The following is an 18,084-nucleotide window of genomic DNA, read 5'->3' on the forward strand; positions in this document are numbered from 1 at the left end:
CTTACCTCTCTCCTTTTTTCGGCCATACATGGTAATACAAGAAGGCATTTGTTGTTCTAAAGCCCATCTTTTCATACAGCTGAATGGCGGTTGTGTTATGCAGCTGCGTTCCGGCAGAAATAAAACGATGCCCTCTCTCATAAGAGACCTTCATCATCTCAATAAACAGCTTTTTCCCGATCCCTTTTCCTTGTACATCCGGTCTAATCGCAAACAGCTCAAGCGCCAGCTCATCGCCCTTGGTCATCCCTTGTATCAAGCCCACGACTTCATCGTTCACCTTTGCTACGATATTGATATCTGCACGTCCGAGAACATTATTTCTCATCCATTCTTGATAGAAATGCTGGACGACGTTCTGGTCTAAAAATGGATCGAGGGCATACCGGCTTTTCACAAAAGCCTGATAAGCGAGTGACACCGCCTCATCGTATTCCTTTTCATTCGGCAGACTGATGATCACATCTTCAACTGTTGATGGCATTTCCAAGTGAACAGGCGGCGCTTCAAGACGAGTGAGACCGCCCACATAGTACACATGTGACAGCTTTTGGACGATGCGGTTTTTTTCAACATCCGCCGCTTCAAGACGTAAAAAGAAAAAATCGCATTTTTCTGTTCTCATCCAATTGATGAAGCGCTCCATCAATTCCTGAAAAGCAGATGCTGACTCAGCTTCCGCAAACTTCACATGAAAAATATGCTGATCAAATATACCGCTTTCCCATTTTGACCAGTCGTATAACAGCACTGCTTTGAGCTGGGCGCCACTGACAAGACCAAACTGTTTGAAGCCTTTCATTTGTTCAATTTGTTGACCGTATTTCTCAATCCAAGCGGACAGCACCTGATCGTCTAGTGCATGAACGGTCTTCATGAAGATGCCTTCTGTTCTTTTAAAATAGACAGCACCGCAGTGATGACATCCTGCACATCTTCATCTGTCATACTGGGATAAAGAGGCAGTGAGAGGGTTCGCTTGTAGTACGCGAGTGACTCAGGGAAATCCTCTGGTGAATAGTGGTAGGTTTGTTGATAGTATGGATGCACATGAACAGGGATAAAGTGAACACTCGTGCCGATTTTATAGTCCTTTTGCAGCTGATCAATCAGCTCATTGCGTGTGATGAATGCTTCTTTCGGGTCCACTTGCAGTACATATAAATGCCATGCATGTCTTCCCTCATGATGGACTGGCGGCAGGATCAGCCCTGCTTCCTTTTGAAATGCTTGATTGTATGCTTTCGCAATTTGTTCTCTCCGTGCCTGCATATCATCTAAACGGCTTAGCTGAACAAGCCCTAACGATGCCTGCACATCAAACATGTTCATTTTATAGCCAGGTTCCTCGACCTCGTAGTACCACGTTCCTTTTTCTCCATAACGATTCCATGCTCCCTTGCTCATCCCATGGAGTGCTAGTCTTCTGATCCGAGCGGCAAGTGCATCATCATTTGTCGTCAGCATGCCACCTTCTCCGGTCGCTATATTTTTCGTCGCATAAAAACTAAAGGCAGTCGCATCACCAATCGAACCAATCGGCTGCCCGTGATACGTTGTATGCAGAGCATGAGCGGCATCCTCAAGCACAAAGAGATCGTACTTTTTGGCAATGGCTAAAATCCGTTCCATATCGCACGATTGACCAGCAAAATGAACAGGGACAATCGCTTTTGTGTGTGGTGTAATCGCCGCTTCTAGTTTCTCTACATCGAGGTTGAGTGTCGCTGGGTCAATATCGACAAATACAGGTGCTGCCCCTGTATGAATGATCGTATTGGCTGTTGCGCAGAATGTCAGAGGCGTTGTGATCACCTCATCCCCATTCCCAATCCCTTTAGCTTTTAAGGCTAAAAATAAAGCAGCCGTACATGAATTGACAGCGATCGCATGTTTTGCACCGGTCAGCTGCCGAAACTCTTCTTCAAACTGTCTGACTTTTGGTCCGGTTGACAGCCAGCCGGATTTTAATGTTCCAATGACTTCGTCAATTTCTTCCTGCTCAATCAACGGCAGGGCATAAGGAAGAAATTGTTCTCTCTTTTTTTCCATATCGCTTGCACACCCCTATCTTCATCTCTGAAAATCCACACCTGTTTTTGTTTGAAGCAGAGAAAGCAGAACATCGGTCGATCGCGCATGCGGATAATGTTGTTTAATGAACTCAACTCCTTGCCTCTTTGCCAGCTTCATCTCTTGATCATCCGACAAAATACGAATGGCTTTCTCAGCCAGTTCAACAGGGTTTTTCATATGATAGCTGCCAAGCGACTCGTAATAAGGGTATCTTCTGCCTTCTGTCATTTTCCCGATCAGCACACTCTTTTCAAAGAGCATCGCTTCAAGACCGACGGTTGATGTGAGCGTAATGACCATATCCATATATGGCAATAGGTCATACAAGTCGATCTCTTTTTTAATCAATCTCACATGATTTCCTGCTCGTTCAATGGACACATACTCATTTAATCGGTTGCGGGCAATTTCCCACGGATGCGGCTTCATGATCAACTGAATGTCTTTCCGTTTTGCAATCGTTTTAAGCACATCACCATAGAAGGCTTCTGAAAACGGCTGCGTTGCCACAAGCACGGTCTTTTTGGCAGGATTGAAGTTCAATTTACGAAAGATGAGTTCCTGCTGAAGCGGCGTTCGATCCTTCACCAAATCAAACCTCGGATGACCTGTGATCTCCACCTGTTCCAGCTGACAGCCTTTGTCTACATACCAGTCTTTTTCATACTTTCCAAACACCCCGTGGCACGTCGTGAAAATCGGCAAAAAGGCTTCGTCTCCCATCAGTGCGCCGTGCTGAAGACAGATACTCGTGAGCTGGCGTTTCACAGTTTGCAGTGCAAGTACGCGGCTGTAAGCATCCTCCGTTGTCCCCACAATGATGGCTGCAATTGGCTCCATCTGAAATAGCACTTCTGTCTGGTCAATCACATCAATAAATTGCACAATGTCCTTCCGAAGCTTTTCTCTAAAAAAGACATTGCCAAAGACCGGATGCTTTGCGTAAGGTTTAAGGAGAGCATTTGCTTTCTCAATATATTCAGCATGGGCTTCTTTATTAACCTCTCCTGCTAATTCCGGCTTGCTGATGACCGGTAAACCGAAATAATCTGCCTTCTTCCAGCGAGCAAGCACCACCGTTTGACTCGGATGGAACCGCATGTAATTTTGTTCAGTAAAACGCAGATGTTCAAAGTGAAGCAGGACCTTTCCATTCGCCGGACGATAAGCAATACGCTTGATCTGCTGCTTATGTTGATCAAAAAATGGCTGAATCTCTTCCGGCAACGGACAATCGGTTGTCAATTCTTGACCGAATGCTTCATCCTCCATACGTTCCCTTACCTCAGGACTGATATATTGATAGAAATTGCTGATCAACCCAAGGGGAATTTGTTGATAGGACAAATCCTTCATAAGATTCACATACTCAAAGTACACCTGCCAATAATGATGAATATAGTGCGACACTTAAGGTCACCTCCCATGTCTTTGTTTTAATATATGGCGGAGCTCCCAGCAGGTAGACTGCTCAGGAAGTGCTTGAATAAAGGCACTTTTCTCTTCTTCCGCCAATTGATAGTGAATCGACTGTTCTGTGATGTAATTTGTATCTAAAACTTCATCATAGGGATAGAACGGATAAAAATGATTTAATCGAAAAAAGAACCGGGCATCCCCTATTCGATAAAAATGCGGACTCTCGTCCCAGTAAGACCCAAATTCAGTATGAATTTTTGTTAAAATAGAAGCACGATGAACGACCGAGCAATGATCTATGGCACAAGGTGCATTCCATTGCACCGTTTGCGCAGGTCGAATCGTTTCCTTTACTGGCTCTTTATTGCTATTTAAATAGATTACTTTCGATGCAGAATAGACAATATCTTCACTTGGTCGAGCATCTAGATAATGTGTGAGCTTCTCTAAACGGTCCGGGGCATAGACATTGTCATCTGTGGCATAGGAAATATACTCGCCCTTTGCTAGTTCTAATGCTTGATTAATGAGGACGGCGTATCGGGTTTTCGCTGTTCTCTCCTCCAGCGATTTGACACCACTTTGGATAAAATGAACACGGGGATCTTTGCGAAAGGGCTCAATCGCGGCAAGGGTTTTTTCGTTTGAACCATCGTCCATGATAAATAGTTCAAAATCTGACAGCGTCTGCTGCAAAATCGCTTCAATCGATCTGCCGACGTAAGCCGCCTTGTTGAAGCTCGTCATAATGACAGTTACTTTTGTCAAAGTTTTCACCTCGGTCTCTTTCAAACTATGTTTATCATATGTGTCTCCTCTTAAAGAGACTGTAGAGTGACCTATTTTTTATAAAATTGTATCTTTTTAATGATCTATCTTTGAAAAACGCGAACTTTTTGGTAATATAAGTAATCATTTATATGTATTAAAGGAGTAAAGAACATTGGAAGCTATGAAGAATGATCACTCCCAACAAGAGGAAGTAAAAGGTTTTTTTCGATTTTTCAAAATTTTCGTGGCGACAAAAACGATTATTCGCTCATATCAACATTCCTCTATTCCCATTTGGCTGATGATGCTCCTTGCAAGTATCGCTGGTACAGGCTGGGTCTACGAAGGGTATTTTAGCGAGTATATGGGCAATCATATTCCATTTCCTTTTATTCTGTTACAAGGTGCGGGATATGGTATTCTCGCAGGCAATCTCGGTCTATTTTTCGGTGTACTCATCCTAAAGTGGTTAGGTCGTCTTTTTTTCGGCAGTCAAACCGCGTATCGAGATGTACTGAAAGCCTGCACGCTGTCGGTCTTTTTCCCTTCTGCTTTATTTGCACTCAGTTGGATTTTCACGATTGGAATGCTCGGTCCGTATACGTTTGTCAAAATCTCACCCTATTTAGATCAGCATTATGAGGTTTGGTATTATCTCGATCTTTTAACACTGATTGATGCTTATGCAAAGACGTGGATATTGGGAATGGCTGTTTTAGGCATTGCCGCTGTGATGAAGCTCAGATTATGGCAAGCCTTTCTCATTGTGATCACACCGCTTGCTACATGTTTTCTTATCATTACTCTTTTATTTGGTGTCCAGCGCGCTGTAAATTGGATGATGTAAGGAAGGTTGCACATCATATTCGTGAGCAACGAAGCGCAGACCTGACAAAGAATGCGAGGGTTTGCCCGCGCCTAAGGAACTGCACCACAGTTCCTTTTTTTCGTTCAATGTACATATTCTCCCCTCCTGTCTCATAGTGTGAAAGAGAGAAAGAATGCTATGGAAACAACAGGTGCTCAAGCGCCTTCTGTTTAGAACACCATGAGGAAAGAGGAGGAACGTTATGAAATTGAAAAATCAATTTGGGCAAGGTTCGGGTTTCGAAGGTCAAGATTTTCGCCAGCAACAATATGGAGCAAATCCGTATCCTGCGCAGCAGATGGGTTATTCAGTCCCTCCCCAAACGCAGGGTCAAATGCAAGGACAAATGCAGCAGGGATTTTCACCAATGCCGTCTACTGGTTCTTCACAAGGGGGGCAGGGCACGCAGAGCGGCGGGCAGCCGTATCAAATTCCTTCTGGGCCGATTTATCAGCAGAATGTCACTGGTCAGCTGCCAATCGAGCAGTCCTATATTGAAAATATTTTACGATTGAACCGCGGCAAGGTAGCCACGATTTATATGACGTTTGAGGCAAGTAAGGAATGGAACTCGAAGATTTTCAGAGGCGTCATTGAAGCTGCAGGACGTGACCACATTATCATTAGTGATAACAAGACGGGAACACGATACTTACTATTAACGATCTATCTTGATTACATTACGTTTGATGGGGAAATTCAATACGACTATCCATACTCCATGTCCACGTACTCTCCGAGGTAGATAACGCCACATATCGCAAAAGCAAGGAGCAGGCGCCCTTGCTTTTTTCTTTTGACTAGGTTTTTGTCACAACTCTAGGGTGCTGCTCATAAGATGCCTAGTAGTTTTTATCAAACACCTAGAGGTGACATTCATGACTGTTGAGCTGGATTATACATCACCAAATGTTAAATATTCATACGACCTGAATCAAAGTCCACTTGTGAAATACGATCAGCATAACCTGATTAACGTTTTAGGGAAAAACCAACTAAATTCGTTGGATCAAGTATCTCTGCTGGATATATATTTGAGTAAAAGCAAAGTCGTAGAGCCCCATTATCATCAAAATGCCGCAGAGCTTGTTTATTGTATAGCCGGTTCTGCTGCCGTCTCGATGCTGAATCCTTTTACAAAAAAACTGCACACCTATACCATCACCCCAGGACAGGTGGCAAACGTACCTCAAGGCTGGTGGCACTACGAAGTTGCCCTTCAAGACAGAACTCATTTGTTAGCCATTTTTAACGCATCTACGCCAGAAGTGATCCTAGGCTCAGACCTTCTCACCCTCACCCCTGCTCACATCATGGCACATACGTATTGCATGAACGAAACACAGTGGAAACAGGCGACGCAGCCTGTGAAGCCAAGTGCGTTTATCGGACCATTTTGCCACAGAGAAGAGGAAGCACAAACGAACCCTGTCCCTCCGTCTCACTACATCCCTTATTATCAAGCACCGCCAAACTACGCCCCTTACTGGAATTAAAAAAAAACCGATGCCCCTCACAGAGCATCGGTTTTTTAGCTTATAAATTTTTTGCTGCTACAATGACAAGCATGATCCAAGAAGCAATAAACGCCACTCCGCCAATTGGGGTAATGGCACCTAGAATCTTCACCTGAGTCAATGCTAGGACATAAAGGCTTCCTGAGAAGAAAAGGATACCTGCAAGCATCACCCAGCCAGCGGTTGGGACTAGAGAAACACCTGACAGCTTATCTGCAAGAAAGGCGACAATAAATAGTCCAATCGCATGGAACATCTGATATTGAACCCCTTTGTTCCAAATCTCTATATACTTTTCAGGGATTTTCCCTTCAAGACCGTGCGCACCGAAGGCTCCGAGTCCAACAGCTAGCATCGCATTAATCGCACCTAAAATGAAAAATAGTTTCATTCGTCATTCTCCTTATCTCGTCAATTATATTTATCATAGCGCGGGTGACAGACGATATTCAACTTTCCCTTTACGTTGACACGAGATTGTCGGATTTCTTTTTCTTTCGTAACAGAACTTGATCGACCGCGATCGCAATGAGTGTACCTAGAACAAGTCCATTGCTTAATAATGAAATGAGCACAGGATGCATGCCTTTCAAGGCCTCCTGCGGTACAAACATCGCCCCTACACCTGCTAAAACGGCAATCCCTAGGACAAAGCGAATCCGCGGAATTTCTTCTTTCTCATACTGATCAAACTCAGACATCGCAATTCCAATCATCGAGGAGAACACCACAAAGTTTACAGCAAGCCCCACAGGTGATGGCAATGCGGAGAAAAAGCTCATGAGCAGCGGGAATAAACTAATGAGTACAATGAGCAGACTTCCTATGAAAAATGGCTTTCTCGATGGAATTTTCGTTGTCTGGATAAATCCTGCTGCCCCGGAAATAGGTACAGGCGCAATCGCTCCGATCAATCCGCTCAGTAAGTGGCCAAATGCTGCGACAAAACCAGCCGGACGAGCTCTCTTCCGCTCACGCAGTTCACCAAATGCCTTCACTGAACTTTCCACAATGCGAATACTTGCCAGCATGTTCACAATGAGTAATATCGTAATGAAAAAGGACGTGACAAGCAATCCACTGTCAAAGACTGGCATGCCGAATGGGAACAGCTTCGGAAACTCGATGATTTTTTCTGGAATTCGAACCGGCTTTGCCAACCCGAGTAGAGCGAATAACAACCAGCCTCCTGCAAGGGCAAATAACACAGAAAACTGCCTTAAGTAATGCCATTTTGAGCGGCTGATCATGAAGGTCAGAACAATAATCAAGATCGACAAGCAAAAGACAAGCCCATCCACCTGATTTCCCCGATAGCCGATGCCCATCAGCCCTTTCATGATCGGCTGACTTAACTGGACAACTAATAATAGCAAGTAAATGCCTGTGACGACTGGCGTAAATAAAGACGCGAGCCAATTAATGATTTTAAATAAACTAAAAATAAAAAAGAAAGCGGCACTAAAAATTAAAGCCCCTTGTAGTGCTTGCAGAGTTTCAGGATACGTCGCAAAGATGGTTCCTGTCATACCTGCATAAAGGGTATACACACCCCACCAAAGCCCCGCTGGACTTTCATTGATCGGCAGCATATGGCCGCATAAACATTGCACCATCGCCACAAGACCAAGTGAAAAGAATGTACTTTGAATCAGCTCTGCTGACTGTACTTGGTTCAATTCAAATGCTTGTGCAATCGCAATTGGTACAGCAATAGAAGCTGCGATAAAAAATGCCATCCACTGAATGGCGCCCAAAAATAGTTTCAAACCGATCACCTTCCCTTTGTCGTGACAAGACCATTAAAAATCAAAGATAGAGTCGCCGTTCCCATCCTTCTCTTTTTGCCCCTCTTCTTGATGCTGAAATTTCTTCGCACCACTCGCACCCATCAGTTTCTCAAGCATGGCTTGATCTGAGGATACGGGCGGCGCGGGCGGTGTCTGTATCGAAGAAGGTGGCGAGATAATCGGCGCTTGCGGCATTTGCACCTGTGATGGTGCATCGAGAATGACATCACATAGTGAAGAAATCGCCGCCACTTGACGTTTCACCTCTTCATCATTTCCACTTTGTTTCGCCTTTTGAACCGCTTCCTCCATTTTTTGGAGCAGGCTTGATATATGAATATTCAAGGGTAGACCCTCCAATCTAAAAAAATCGTCTTTCAACATTATTTTACCAAATGAACAAACGAAATGGTTCATTTTTTCAAAGCAGTGCGCTCACGCCTCTCCTATTTGACCCGGCATCGTCATTCACACATAATAAAAGAAACAACATCGTTTATGAAAGGATTGAATAATGGACAAACTCACAACACTTTTTCAGAAACAAAAAACAGCATGAGAAGGATATTTTACAAGCCTTGGCCCATGATTTACATAAATCCGAACAGGAAGCCTACACAACAGAGGTCGGGATGGTGTATGAAGAAATCAATCATACCATCAAGCACCTCCACAAATGGGCAAAGCCAACACGCGTGCGAACGCCCCTCACTCATATCGGGTCGAAAAGTATGATTATGAAGGAACCTTATGGAAGTGTGCTCATCATTGCTCCTTGGAACTATCCTTTCCAATTGGCCCTTTCTCCATTAGTTGGTGCCATTGCTGCGGGTAATGCCGTTATTTTAAAACCGTCTGAGCTGACGCCGCAAGTTTCAGAAGTAATCAGTGCAATGGTGGAACGTGTATTTCAAGAAGACCATGCAGCTGTCGTAGAAGGCGGTGTAGATGTGAGTACAGAGCTGTTGAAACTGCCCTTTGATTATATCTTCTTTACAGGAAGTGTGGCAGTCGGCAAAATCGTCATGGAAGCCGCCGCAAAGCATTTGACCCCAGTCACACTTGAGCTTGGCGGAAAAAGCCCTTGCATCGTCACGCCTGATACAGATATCAAATTAGCGGCAAAGCGAATCACGTTCGGCAAATTCACCAATGCTGGCCAAACGTGTATTGCACCAGACTATTTGCTTGTTCATGAATCCATTAAAGAAGAACTTTTGCGGGAAATGACAGCTTGTATCCGTGACTTTTATGGCGAACAACCGGAAACACATCCGCACTTTGGGAAAAATGTCAGCCAGCGTCACTTTGACAGGCTCTCACAATTCCTCTCAAATGGAACGATCGTCACGGGGGGACAGCGCAATGAACACGAGCTCAAAATCGCTCCGACCATTTTAGACCACATCACATGGGAAGATCCCGTCATGCAGGAGGAAATTTTCGGACCGATTCTGCCTGTCATGACCTTCGATTCTCTGCACGAGGCAGCTCATATGATCAAAGCTAGACCGAAGCCGCTTGCGCTTTACTTATTTACAACAAGTAAAGAAACAGAAGCCTATATTCTAGACCATCTCTCATTTGGTGGAGGATGTATCAATGACACGCTCATGCATGTCGCTACTCCTTACCTGCCATTCGGAGGCGTGGGTGAAAGCGGCATGGGACGATATCACGGGAAAGAAAGCTTCTTTACGTTTACGCATGAAAAAAGCGTCCTGCGCCAAACCAATCGCTTCGATTTTTCCTTCCGTTATCCAAATGCGAAAAACGGACTCGACTTGGTTCGTAAATTTTTAAAATAAACAGGACGAAGGGTCTCTCCCCTCGTCCTCTTTTTATTCAATATCTTGGATACACCAGTTAATTTCTTCTGTCCCCATTTGCTTTAAATACGCGTTTACCTTTGAAAACGGACGACTGCCAAAAAAGCCGTTTCTTGCAGAAAAAGGACTTGGATGAGGGGACTCAATGATGAAATGCTTGTTTTGATCAATCCGTTCTTTCTTATTTTGAGCATGTCTTCCCCACAGCACAAAAACGACGGGCTGATCACGTTCATTCAGCACATCAATCACGCGGTCTGTCACACGTTCCCAGCCCTTGCCTTTATGAGAATTCGCCTCGCCCTTTCTTACGGTCAGCACAGTGTTTAAGAGCAGCACACCTTGCTCTGCCCAGCTCATAAGTGAGCCGTGATTTGGAACAGGACAGCCAAGATCATCCTTTAGCTCCTGAAAAATATTTCTCAACGATGGCGGATGCTTCACACCAGGCTGAACAGAAAAGCTTAATCCATGTGCCTGACCTGGGCCATGATACGGGTCTTGTCCCAAAATCACCACTTTGACCTCTTCATATGACGTCAAATGAAGCGCACGATAAACGTCATCCGGTTTCGGAAAAACGGTCTGCGTACGATATTCTTCCTTCATCCATTCACGTAATTCCTGATAATATGGCTGTTCAAATTCACTTTTCATCACAGCCCACCAGCTATCATTTAAAAATGGCTTCATTGGGGTTCTCCTCCTTGTGTCTGCTGCGTTAGTCTTGAGATCATCGGTTTTCCGTCCCACACAATCTCACTCTCTGATTCTCGTTTTTTCATCGCTGGTTCTTCTAATAAGACAGCAAAGTTCGCTGTCGGAAGGTCACCCAGCCCATGCTTTTCACTTAGATCATCTAAGTAGTTCTTCCTTGTCTCACCAAGATCACTAGACTGATTCCCTCCGCCATCAAAAAACGCATAGATCACGCTGGCAGCCGGCACTCGTTTGACCCGGGCGTGCTGCGTGACACGTAAGAAAAAGTCCCAATCCCAGTAATGATGCATCGCTGGATCAAAATAGCCAATCTCATCGTGTATACAGCGTTTATACATACTGCCGGAAGGAACGTATGTAGAAAAGACACGCATATCCTCAATAGCAGCTGTATACGCAAACAGACGTCTTGACACCGGGAAGCGGGTCGCACCTTTTTCTTCAAATGACACAATTTCAGCATCAGAAAAAACAAAATCGGCGTCCTCCAGCGCCTTACTCATACGTTCAATATGACAAGGTGTAAAGTAATCATCATCGTCACTCAGCATGATCACATCGCCTGTCAGCTCCCGCACCCCCACGTTTCTAGCATTCACATGCTGGACGTTCTCATCTAAATGGATCAAGCGGATCGGAAGTTCGGGGTAGAGTTCCTGAATGATCTCGACGCGCTCTCCTGCATCATTCACAACCACAATTTCAAAAGGCTGTACGGTTTGTCTCGTAATAGATTCAAGCAGCTCACACAGTGCGCTGAGCCGGTTATGTGTCACAATTAATAAGGAAATCTTCATATTCAGCTAACTCCTTTAATAGATTCGTCTTTTTCCATTAAAACATAAAATGACGTTCTTCTCATGATATAAAAGGCGGTTTGATGTGACGGGAAAATGGGAATTTTTGATGAAAAGGAGTGATCACGATGGAATATTTCACAGTAGAAAATAGCAAAGAAGCGAAACAGACCATTGAACAAATACGTTCACCAAAGGATGATATTTTTGTTTTTGCGTACGATCCAGAACGCTCTGATACCGTCACAGAGCATACGAATGCCAAAAGCATGACAGCGGTCGATCAAGGGATTTTAGATCAAATTGCCAATGTCATCCGCACCCGGGATGACGAGCTCATGGCCAAAATGATGTCGGTTGGCGCCGATCAGGAATTAGCTTTAACACTTTTAGACGAACTGAAAAAGGGGAAATTGGTGATTTGTAAAAGGTAAGGGGAAAGGCGTTCTTCCTAAGGTGGAACGCTTTTTTATGTCGTTTCATTGTGATAAACGGAAAAGCTGATTATAATAAGGGATAGAACAGTAACTGTTACACATCACATTGGAGGTTCAGCAACTATGTCTATGAATAAAGCACTCACCATCGCAGGCTCGGATTCAAGCGGCGGTGCAGGTATCCAAGCAGATTTAAAAACGTTTCAAGAAAAAAACGTCTACGGGATGACAGCTTTAACCGTTGTCGTTGCAATGGACCCACATAACCATTGGGATCATCAGGTGTTTCCAATTGATACGGCGACGATTCGTGCGCAACTCTCTACCATTGTAGAAGGCATTGGGGTAGATGCACTGAAAACGGGTATGCTCCCAACAGTCGACGTGATCGAACTTGCAGCGGACACCATCAAAACATATGACCTAAAAAATGTCGTCATTGATCCTGTTATGGTTTGTAAGGGTGCGAACGAAGTGCTATATCCGGAGCATGCGGAAGCACTGCGCGAAAAGCTCACGCCACTGGCAACCGTCATTACGCCTAACCTTTTCGAAGCAGGTCAATTAAGCGGAATCGGTGAGATCAAAACGATCGAACAAATGGAAGAAGCAGCAAAACGCATTCACGAACTTGGTGCCAAGTATGTGGTCATCACTGGAGGCGGTAAGCTAAGCCCAGATAAAGCGATCGATTTGCTTTATGATGGACAAACCTTCGAACGACTTGAAACAGAGAAGATCGACACAGAATACACACACGGCGCAGGCTGCACATTCTCAGCAGCAGTCACAGCTGAACTAGCAAACGGCTCAGACGTGAAAAAAGCCATTTATGCAGCAAAAGAATTCATCACAGCTGCCATCAAAGGCTCTTTCCAGCTAAATGAATACATCGGACCAACAAAGCACTCTGCTCATCGTTTTGATAAGTAGAGTAGAAAAAACCGATTCGCCTTTTGGGTGAATCGGTTTTTGTTTTTAACATGTTTTTTCTAAATCGTTCAATTGATTGGTGAAACCAGAATGATCTACCTGCGGTGCTATGTTTTCTAGAAAGCGAATGAACTCACGACCAGATTCAATAAAATGACGCACAAGTTCTTTATACTCTGCAATTAAGGTTTGATTATCAAGCGATAACATCACTTCATGATCAGATCTTTTTTCTAACTGTATCTCTAATGGAACACTTGGATAATATATTTTTCCATACCCTTCTTCCACATATTTCTCAAAAATGTTTGTGTAATAATGCCACAACTCTTCAATAGAATCTGGATTTTCGAAATCCTCTATTTTCCCCTTTTCCTCATGATCGAACGTAATTGTGCCTTCAAGGTTTGTAAACCCTTGTTCCATAAAATCTTCTTTCGTAGCAACGAATGTTTTGATCTTTTCAATATCATCAATGGGTACAAACTTCTTCTTGTCCTCCAAATAAATATACGTTTCTATCTTCAATTGACGACACTTTTCATTTTTATTTCATGAAAAAAAGCATACCCGCGTATGGGTACACTCTTTTATCCATAAAGGATACCTACTTTTGCTGATCAGATTCTTTCGCCATTTTTCGAATAAAGGCTTCAATAGATTCAACAAATAAGGCATATTCTTTCATTTGTTTATACGTATCTGACAGCTTCTCTTTTAATTCTTCCTGCTCTAGAGAAGGTTCACCGAGAATAGATTGGACTTGAATGAGCAATTCTTTATATTCTTCACGTTTATCTTCAACATGATCTGCCATTGTCTCCAAGCGTTTTCTAGTCGTCGGCTGCTGTTTTGAATTCAAGTAAACAACCCCTTTTTGTCCTACCGCATTTGGATAAACGTCAGCCTCAGCTGTATATATTTTAAAATGATACCATAATTCCACCTGTTATCATATATGTAAAACGTCATCAAACCGCTTCCAGCCAACCTTGTATATACATGTTATAGGCTATAAGATACAGGTTGATTTCACTATTAAAACCAGAGCGGTATAATGGAATGGGCTAACCCCAGCTAAACATGTCCAATGTTTGGGCTGACCTGTTCAGTTGGATAGTTATATTCTTTGTCGTTTTCATTGGCGTTGAATCGGCTTATAGAACAATTCATAAAATGAAGCATCGAACTAAATAAAGACGAACAAAAAAGCCCTGCGGACAGGGCTTTTTCTTTGTTCTTTTTTCAATCAATCATTAATGGAGTTGCTTTTTATTCCAGTACGCCTTTTTGCTAACACTAGAAAACCCAATAGAAAAAGTAAACTTGTGGAGAGTCTACTTCTCCTAATGCTTATCCAAAGTATCCGTTTTCTGCGGTTTGAAAATCATTTGAGGAATTTATATGTACATTAGTTGTGATCCCCATTAATAAGGTAAGGCTCAATATCATAACTTTAAAGTGATTCATTAATTACCTGCCCCTTTCTATTCACCACAATTTAGACTTATTATCGCAGATGACGATTTATTTTCCAACATTTATGTAAAAATAAGTAATGTGTAGCATGTCATATGTTATATGAATTACTCATTTTCCCTCTTAGAGTCAGCTTGATTTTGCGGTATACCGAAAATTTACATAAATAGCGCATCTGTTCGATTTTAGAATAGTTAGACATGTTAAAATATTGTATATAATTGGTTTTATAGGAATATGAAGGGGGCGTATATATGGGTGGTTCTATCACTTATGACGAGGTTGCGATCAAACTGAATGAATGGTATTCAGCCATCAAAAAAGATCAAATAACTGATGCTGAATTTTTAAAAGCGGATGTTAAACGACTCTTTGACAGTATGGAGGAAAATCAAACTGTTTTATTATATTTTAGTCTTCTAGAATTTCGACATGACTTAATGCTAAGCTACCTCAAGCCTAAGTTATCTAGCCAAGAGTTAGATGAATATATGGTTCAGATAAATGAGCAGAAACATAAGATTGATCAATCACTTCACGAAGACAAAGATCAAATTGAAAAGATGTTAGATTTTTATTTCTGGTTTTTTAAAGGAATGCACGAATTTAGGAAAAAACAATTTGACGAGGCGATCAGTTCTTATAAAAGTGCTGAAAAAATTCTTGTGGATGTTGAAGACCCTATTGAAAAGGCTGAATTTTACTACAAGTTATCAGAAGTGTACTACCATATAGACCAGTATCAAATTTCTGTCATGTTTGCACATAAAGCATTGAGTCTATTTACAGAACAACCATTAATGCAAGAAAAAATAGCCTGGTGTTATTCAGTCATCGCTGGAAATTATCTATCTAAGCTACAATATGCTGATGCACTTACTTACTTTGAAAAATCCCATTCTTTTGCACAGCAGACGAAAAACGAATACCTTATATCCTCTACGATCTTTAACTTAGGCAAGTGTTATTTCCACTTAGAAAAATATACAGAAGCCTTGTCCCATTTTGATACTTCTTGTGAACTTTTTGAAAAGAATGAAACATCACATGTTCCAAAATCCTATTTTAACAAGTTATACACTCTCTTGAAATTAGGACAGGTTGTTCCAGCAGCCGAAACTTTTGAGAAAGGGGTCTCGGCGGCCCAACAACTGGATGACATAATTTATGAAGCAGAAATGAAATTTTTATATTTCCTTTATTTTCAATCTAAGACACCAAATGCGATCACAGAGTTAAAACATTGGCTTGATACTCTACAAAGCAAAAATCTTTACGAAGATGTGTATCAACTAGCTTTTGAAGCTGCACGATACTATAATAGAAGTGGGCAGTTGGAAATTGCTGTCGTTTTTTATGAAAGAGCTCTTGAAGCAAAGTCGTTAATTCAAGGAGGGGAATTATTATATGTTGAAGAGTAAAATTTTTGTTCCCATCATGCTTGTAACTGTAGCATTAGCGTTACCAATTTTTCATTCTGCTGCTGTCTCACATGAAGTGGCTGACAAAGTGATTACATCGAGTGTAGGGAAAGAAGCTGGAAATAAAATATAAGATCAAAGAAAAGGTTCTGTGACTGGCTGCTTTGGTAAACAGCTTAAATCAGTGATACGATATTGAAAAGAACCCTGGTTATTCATTAGGGTTCTTTCATCATCTCTTTCAAGGGGGAAAAACAAATGTCTTTCTGGCTACTGACAACTATCCTTACAGTTATTATACTAGGCGTTTCTTTAATCTTTAAAAAAAACCAGTCATCTTTCCAGTATGGATTTCCAGCAGTTTTAATGATGGTAAGTATCATCTTATTGCTCATAAGCTTTTTTGTGGGAGGATGGGAAGGTTTAGGGTTAGGAGCGATCAGCATTTCTTTGTTAGTTTCATCAGTTATCACTTTAATTATTACAAGCATTTTGAGTTATTTTAGTGGTATGAAACAAAAATAAAGCTTATGTTTGTGGACATAAGCTTGTTGATTATGCTTTTTTATAGCGAATATACATGTCTCGAATAATTTTTGTAATTACAGAGGTGCACATGCATAAAAAAGTCACCACCCCTACCCAATACATATTTGACATGTCAAACCCAGTATAGGCAAATATAAAAATGGTTGAAGTTATAAATGTGATAGTTAAAACCACATGAACCTTCTTAAAGATTAAATAGCCAATAATCCCCCAAGCCAAATACAACAATGGCATTGTGAATAACACAAGCCTCATGGGTTCAAGATAATGTAAGTTGATTTACTCCACGCTCCTCGTCAGTTATTTTACAACTTCCAAGCTTGTCATTTCCCAATCTCTATCAGATTTTAGAGATATCTCTTTAGAGTCTTTGCTTTCAATATTATATTCAATAATTCTGCCAATAACTCCATCCTTATCTCTATCAAACATTCTTACCAATGCATAAATTTTGCCGTCTAAAATCTTGACCTCTTCTAAACGTTCGTCATCTGATTTAAAATTAAGTGGATTTTTTTCAGAAGATATCTCTTTGAAGTCTCTGTTAAACATTTTAACTTCTCCTTCATGGGATATTATCGTAATTTTATCTTTATCTACATGAATCTTGTAGATAGTGAACCCCTTATCCATTACGATTTCTCTTTTCTTATCGAGAGTTTCTTTGTTGATTATAATTAACATAGAATTTTTCTTACTATCGACATCATCATTTACAGCAATCATTAATTCTTTATTGTTTAAATTATTTAATGATTCATTGTTGTCAGGATAAAAAACAGAGTCAATGTCCAGTTTCTTTCTTTTAGTCTTATGACTTTTTGGGTCTATAGAGGATAATATGATATGTTCATCATTGTTCAAAATGGCATATATTTTTTTATGGTCAAATATAGCTGTCCTCAATTCTCCGTTGAATTTGAGTTGCTCTTTACTTCCGCTGTCTTCTTCCCAATAAACTAACTCTCCTGCTAATCCACCTTCTACATAGCCAACGTTTATATCATGTAGAACATAGCCATTAGAGTAGTTAATAAAAAATGCTCCCTCGTCTTCTGTAGATTTTGAAAGTGATTTTGTTTGTAGATGGTTTACCTTGCCATTATTCTTATCTATCGAGACATGATAATTAGACCTATTAGATGAGAAGTACATATTATTATCACTCTGAGTAGACGAAGTAAATCCCACGCAGTCTTTTAATGACACGCTTGATAGCTTACTCCCTATATCGTTATAGTTTACTATCTCGCATCCCCTATTCATCATCTTTGAATGAATTACAGCAAATTTACTATCTTTCATATTGCTCAATTCTCCCTTAGAAGAGTCTCCCACAGCCTCCTCTTTCTTTGAACATGCTGTACATATTAATGCTATGGCACAAGCTGATAAAAGCAACTTAAAGTATTTCATTCAATCATCTCCTTTTAATTTTAAACAAGCAAAGCAATCGGGGAAATCCCCGACTGCTTATT

Annotated in this window: 22 protein-coding genes; 9 read left to right on the forward strand and 13 right to left on the reverse strand. The window is 41.6% G+C overall.

The annotated features are described in order from the left end of the window. Position 1: 1 nt before the first annotated feature. Genes MKY83_RS18090 through MKY83_RS18105 form a run of 4 tightly spaced genes read right to left on the reverse strand, consistent with a single transcriptional unit; the run spans position 2 to position 4,263 of the window. On the reverse strand, positions 2-877 hold the full coding sequence (locus MKY83_RS18090; RefSeq protein ID WP_268453498.1) for a GNAT family N-acetyltransferase: 876 nt from the start codon (positions 875-877) through the stop codon (positions 2-4). After that, the gene (locus tag MKY83_RS18095; RefSeq protein ID WP_342487545.1) at positions 874-2,052 is read right to left on the reverse strand and encodes a DegT/DnrJ/EryC1/StrS family aminotransferase; all 1,179 of its coding nucleotides are present in this window, start codon (positions 2,050-2,052) and stop codon (positions 874-876) included. Before MKY83_RS18095 ends, MKY83_RS18090 begins: the two co-directional genes overlap by 4 nt. Positions 2,053-2,073: 21 nt before the next feature. Next, positions 2,074-3,486: a CDP-glycerol glycerophosphotransferase family protein gene (locus MKY83_RS18100; protein ID WP_342487546.1), complete on the reverse strand. Its 1,413-nt coding sequence runs from the start codon at positions 3,484-3,486 to the stop codon at positions 2,074-2,076. A 6-nt stretch (positions 3,487-3,492) separates the two neighbouring features. Continuing rightward, a complete protein-coding gene (locus MKY83_RS18105) occupies positions 3,493-4,263 on the reverse strand; it encodes a glycosyltransferase family 2 protein (RefSeq protein WP_065098076.1) in 771 nt (256 codons plus the stop codon). Between the two features lie 184 nt (positions 4,264-4,447). Between MKY83_RS18105 and MKY83_RS18110 the strand changes: the two genes are divergently transcribed. From MKY83_RS18110 to MKY83_RS18120, 3 genes are all read left to right on the forward strand, one after another. Further along, positions 4,448-5,113: a YIP1 family protein gene (locus MKY83_RS18110; RefSeq protein ID WP_260564464.1), complete on the forward strand. Its 666-nt coding sequence runs from the start codon at positions 4,448-4,450 to the stop codon at positions 5,111-5,113. A gap of 223 nt (positions 5,114-5,336) precedes the next feature. Further along, positions 5,337-5,879 (forward strand): spore coat protein GerQ, encoded by a 543-nt coding sequence (gene gerQ, locus MKY83_RS18115; protein ID WP_065097803.1) that lies wholly within the window; start codon positions 5,337-5,339, stop codon positions 5,877-5,879. A gap of 133 nt (positions 5,880-6,012) precedes the next feature. Beyond that, entirely contained in the window at positions 6,013-6,630 is a 618-nt protein-coding gene (locus MKY83_RS18120; protein ID WP_126740951.1) for a cupin domain-containing protein, read from the forward strand. A gap of 40 nt (positions 6,631-6,670) precedes the next feature. Here the strand turns inward: MKY83_RS18120 and MKY83_RS18125 are convergent, their stop codons facing one another. From MKY83_RS18125 to MKY83_RS18135, 3 genes are all read right to left on the reverse strand, one after another. Then, entirely contained in the window at positions 6,671-7,042 is a 372-nt protein-coding gene (locus tag MKY83_RS18125; RefSeq protein WP_126740952.1) for a DUF423 domain-containing protein, read from the reverse strand. 70 nt (positions 7,043-7,112) lie between these two features. Further along, positions 7,113-8,420 carry a purine/pyrimidine permease gene (locus MKY83_RS18130; RefSeq protein ID WP_065097801.1) on the reverse strand — a complete coding sequence of 436 codons (1,308 nt, stop codon included), beginning with the start codon at positions 8,418-8,420 and terminating at the stop codon, positions 7,113-7,115. Positions 8,421-8,453: 33 nt separating this feature from the next. Continuing rightward, entirely contained in the window at positions 8,454-8,786 is a 333-nt protein-coding gene (locus MKY83_RS18135) for a YwdI family protein (RefSeq protein ID WP_065097800.1), read from the reverse strand. 221 nt (positions 8,787-9,007) lie between these two features. Between MKY83_RS18135 and MKY83_RS18140 the strand changes: the two genes are divergently transcribed. Continuing rightward, on the forward strand, positions 9,008-10,249 hold the full coding sequence (locus tag MKY83_RS18140; RefSeq protein WP_342488697.1) for an aldehyde dehydrogenase: 1,242 nt from the start codon (positions 9,008-9,010) through the stop codon (positions 10,247-10,249). 33 nt (positions 10,250-10,282) lie between these two features. On the opposite strand, the gene MKY83_RS18145 is transcribed toward MKY83_RS18140, so the two are convergent. Continuing rightward, positions 10,283-10,963 carry a uracil-DNA glycosylase gene (locus tag MKY83_RS18145; protein WP_126740953.1) on the reverse strand — a complete coding sequence of 227 codons (681 nt, stop codon included), beginning with the start codon at positions 10,961-10,963 and terminating at the stop codon, positions 10,283-10,285. Next, positions 10,960-11,787: a glycosyltransferase family 2 protein gene (locus MKY83_RS18150; RefSeq protein ID WP_126740954.1), complete on the reverse strand. Its 828-nt coding sequence runs from the start codon at positions 11,785-11,787 to the stop codon at positions 10,960-10,962. The genes MKY83_RS18145 and MKY83_RS18150 overlap by 4 nt, the downstream gene beginning before the upstream one ends. A gap of 128 nt (positions 11,788-11,915) precedes the next feature. Here MKY83_RS18150 and MKY83_RS18155 point away from each other — a divergent pair, with 128 nt between their 5' ends. Both MKY83_RS18155 and MKY83_RS18160 read left to right on the forward strand, forming a co-directional pair. Further along, positions 11,916-12,221, forward strand: a complete 306-nt coding sequence (locus MKY83_RS18155) for a general stress protein (protein ID WP_065097796.1) — start codon at positions 11,916-11,918, stop codon at positions 12,219-12,221. 126 nt (positions 12,222-12,347) lie between these two features. Then, entirely contained in the window at positions 12,348-13,157 is an 810-nt protein-coding gene (locus tag MKY83_RS18160) for a bifunctional hydroxymethylpyrimidine kinase/phosphomethylpyrimidine kinase (protein ID WP_113767847.1), read from the forward strand. A gap of 45 nt (positions 13,158-13,202) precedes the next feature. Here the strand turns inward: MKY83_RS18160 and MKY83_RS18165 are convergent, their stop codons facing one another. After that, positions 13,203-13,685, reverse strand: coding sequence for a hypothetical protein (locus tag MKY83_RS18165; protein ID WP_113767848.1), 483 nt, complete (start codon positions 13,683-13,685; stop codon positions 13,203-13,205). Positions 13,686-13,764: 79 nt separating this feature from the next. Then, entirely contained in the window at positions 13,765-14,019 is a 255-nt protein-coding gene (locus MKY83_RS18170; RefSeq protein WP_008359596.1) for a hypothetical protein, read from the reverse strand. Between the two features lie 871 nt (positions 14,020-14,890). Here MKY83_RS18170 and MKY83_RS18175 point away from each other — a divergent pair. From MKY83_RS18175 to MKY83_RS18185, 3 genes are all read left to right on the forward strand, one after another. Then, positions 14,891-16,057 carry a Rap family tetratricopeptide repeat protein gene (locus tag MKY83_RS18175; RefSeq protein WP_106066987.1) on the forward strand — a complete coding sequence of 389 codons (1,167 nt, stop codon included), beginning with the start codon at positions 14,891-14,893 and terminating at the stop codon, positions 16,055-16,057. Beyond that, entirely contained in the window at positions 16,044-16,190 is a 147-nt protein-coding gene (locus MKY83_RS18180; protein WP_155758700.1) for a hypothetical protein, read from the forward strand. The genes MKY83_RS18175 and MKY83_RS18180 overlap by 14 nt, the downstream gene beginning before the upstream one ends. Before the next feature lie 125 nt (positions 16,191-16,315). Next, positions 16,316-16,582, forward strand: coding sequence for a YesK family protein (locus tag MKY83_RS18185; protein WP_342487556.1), 267 nt, complete (start codon positions 16,316-16,318; stop codon positions 16,580-16,582). Positions 16,583-16,612: 30 nt separating this feature from the next. Here the strand turns inward: MKY83_RS18185 and MKY83_RS18190 are convergent, their stop codons facing one another. Both MKY83_RS18190 and MKY83_RS18195 read right to left on the reverse strand, forming a co-directional pair. Further along, positions 16,613-16,861, reverse strand: coding sequence for a DUF2651 family protein (locus MKY83_RS18190; protein WP_185108023.1), 249 nt, complete (start codon positions 16,859-16,861; stop codon positions 16,613-16,615). Between the two features lie 45 nt (positions 16,862-16,906). Beyond that, positions 16,907-18,022, reverse strand: a complete 1,116-nt coding sequence (locus MKY83_RS18195) for a hypothetical protein (RefSeq protein ID WP_185108025.1) — start codon at positions 18,020-18,022, stop codon at positions 16,907-16,909. Between the last annotated feature and the right edge of the window lie 62 nt (positions 18,023-18,084).

Origin of the sequence: Bacillus sp. FSL M8-0266, from assembly GCF_038613425.1 — a bacterium.
Classification (GTDB): Bacteria; Bacillota; Bacilli; order Bacillales; family Bacillaceae; genus Bacillus; species Bacillus pumilus.

Coding starts and splice junctions, on each gene's coding strand:
- MKY83_RS18090 (WP_268453498.1), bottom strand. CDS start 877: ATGAAGACCGTTCATGCACTAGACGATCAGGTGCTGTCCGCTTGGATT.
- MKY83_RS18095 (WP_342487545.1), bottom strand. CDS start 2,052: ATGGAAAAAAAGAGAGAACAATTTCTTCCTTATGCCCTGCCGTTGATT.
- MKY83_RS18110 (WP_260564464.1), top strand. CDS start 4,448: ATGAAGAATGATCACTCCCAACAAGAGGAAGTAAAAGGTTTTTTTCGA.
- gerQ (WP_065097803.1), top strand. CDS start 5,337: ATGAAATTGAAAAATCAATTTGGGCAAGGTTCGGGTTTCGAAGGTCAA.
- MKY83_RS18120 (WP_126740951.1), top strand. CDS start 6,013: ATGACTGTTGAGCTGGATTATACATCACCAAATGTTAAATATTCATAC.
- MKY83_RS18125 (WP_126740952.1), bottom strand. CDS start 7,042: ATGAAACTATTTTTCATTTTAGGTGCGATTAATGCGATGCTAGCTGTT.
- MKY83_RS18145 (WP_126740953.1), bottom strand. CDS start 10,963: ATGAAGCCATTTTTAAATGATAGCTGGTGGGCTGTGATGAAAAGTGAA.
- MKY83_RS18150 (WP_126740954.1), bottom strand. CDS start 11,787: ATGAAGATTTCCTTATTAATTGTGACACATAACCGGCTCAGCGCACTG.
- MKY83_RS18155 (WP_065097796.1), top strand. CDS start 11,916: ATGGAATATTTCACAGTAGAAAATAGCAAAGAAGCGAAACAGACCATT.
- MKY83_RS18160 (WP_113767847.1), top strand. CDS start 12,348: ATGTCTATGAATAAAGCACTCACCATCGCAGGCTCGGATTCAAGCGGC.
- MKY83_RS18175 (WP_106066987.1), top strand. CDS start 14,891: ATGGGTGGTTCTATCACTTATGACGAGGTTGCGATCAAACTGAATGAA.
- MKY83_RS18180 (WP_155758700.1), top strand. CDS start 16,044: ATGTTGAAGAGTAAAATTTTTGTTCCCATCATGCTTGTAACTGTAGCA.
- MKY83_RS18185 (WP_342487556.1), top strand. CDS start 16,316: ATGTCTTTCTGGCTACTGACAACTATCCTTACAGTTATTATACTAGGC.
- MKY83_RS18190 (WP_185108023.1), bottom strand. CDS start 16,861: ATGAGGCTTGTGTTATTCACAATGCCATTGTTGTATTTGGCTTGGGGG.
- MKY83_RS18195 (WP_185108025.1), bottom strand. CDS start 18,022: ATGAAATACTTTAAGTTGCTTTTATCAGCTTGTGCCATAGCATTAATA.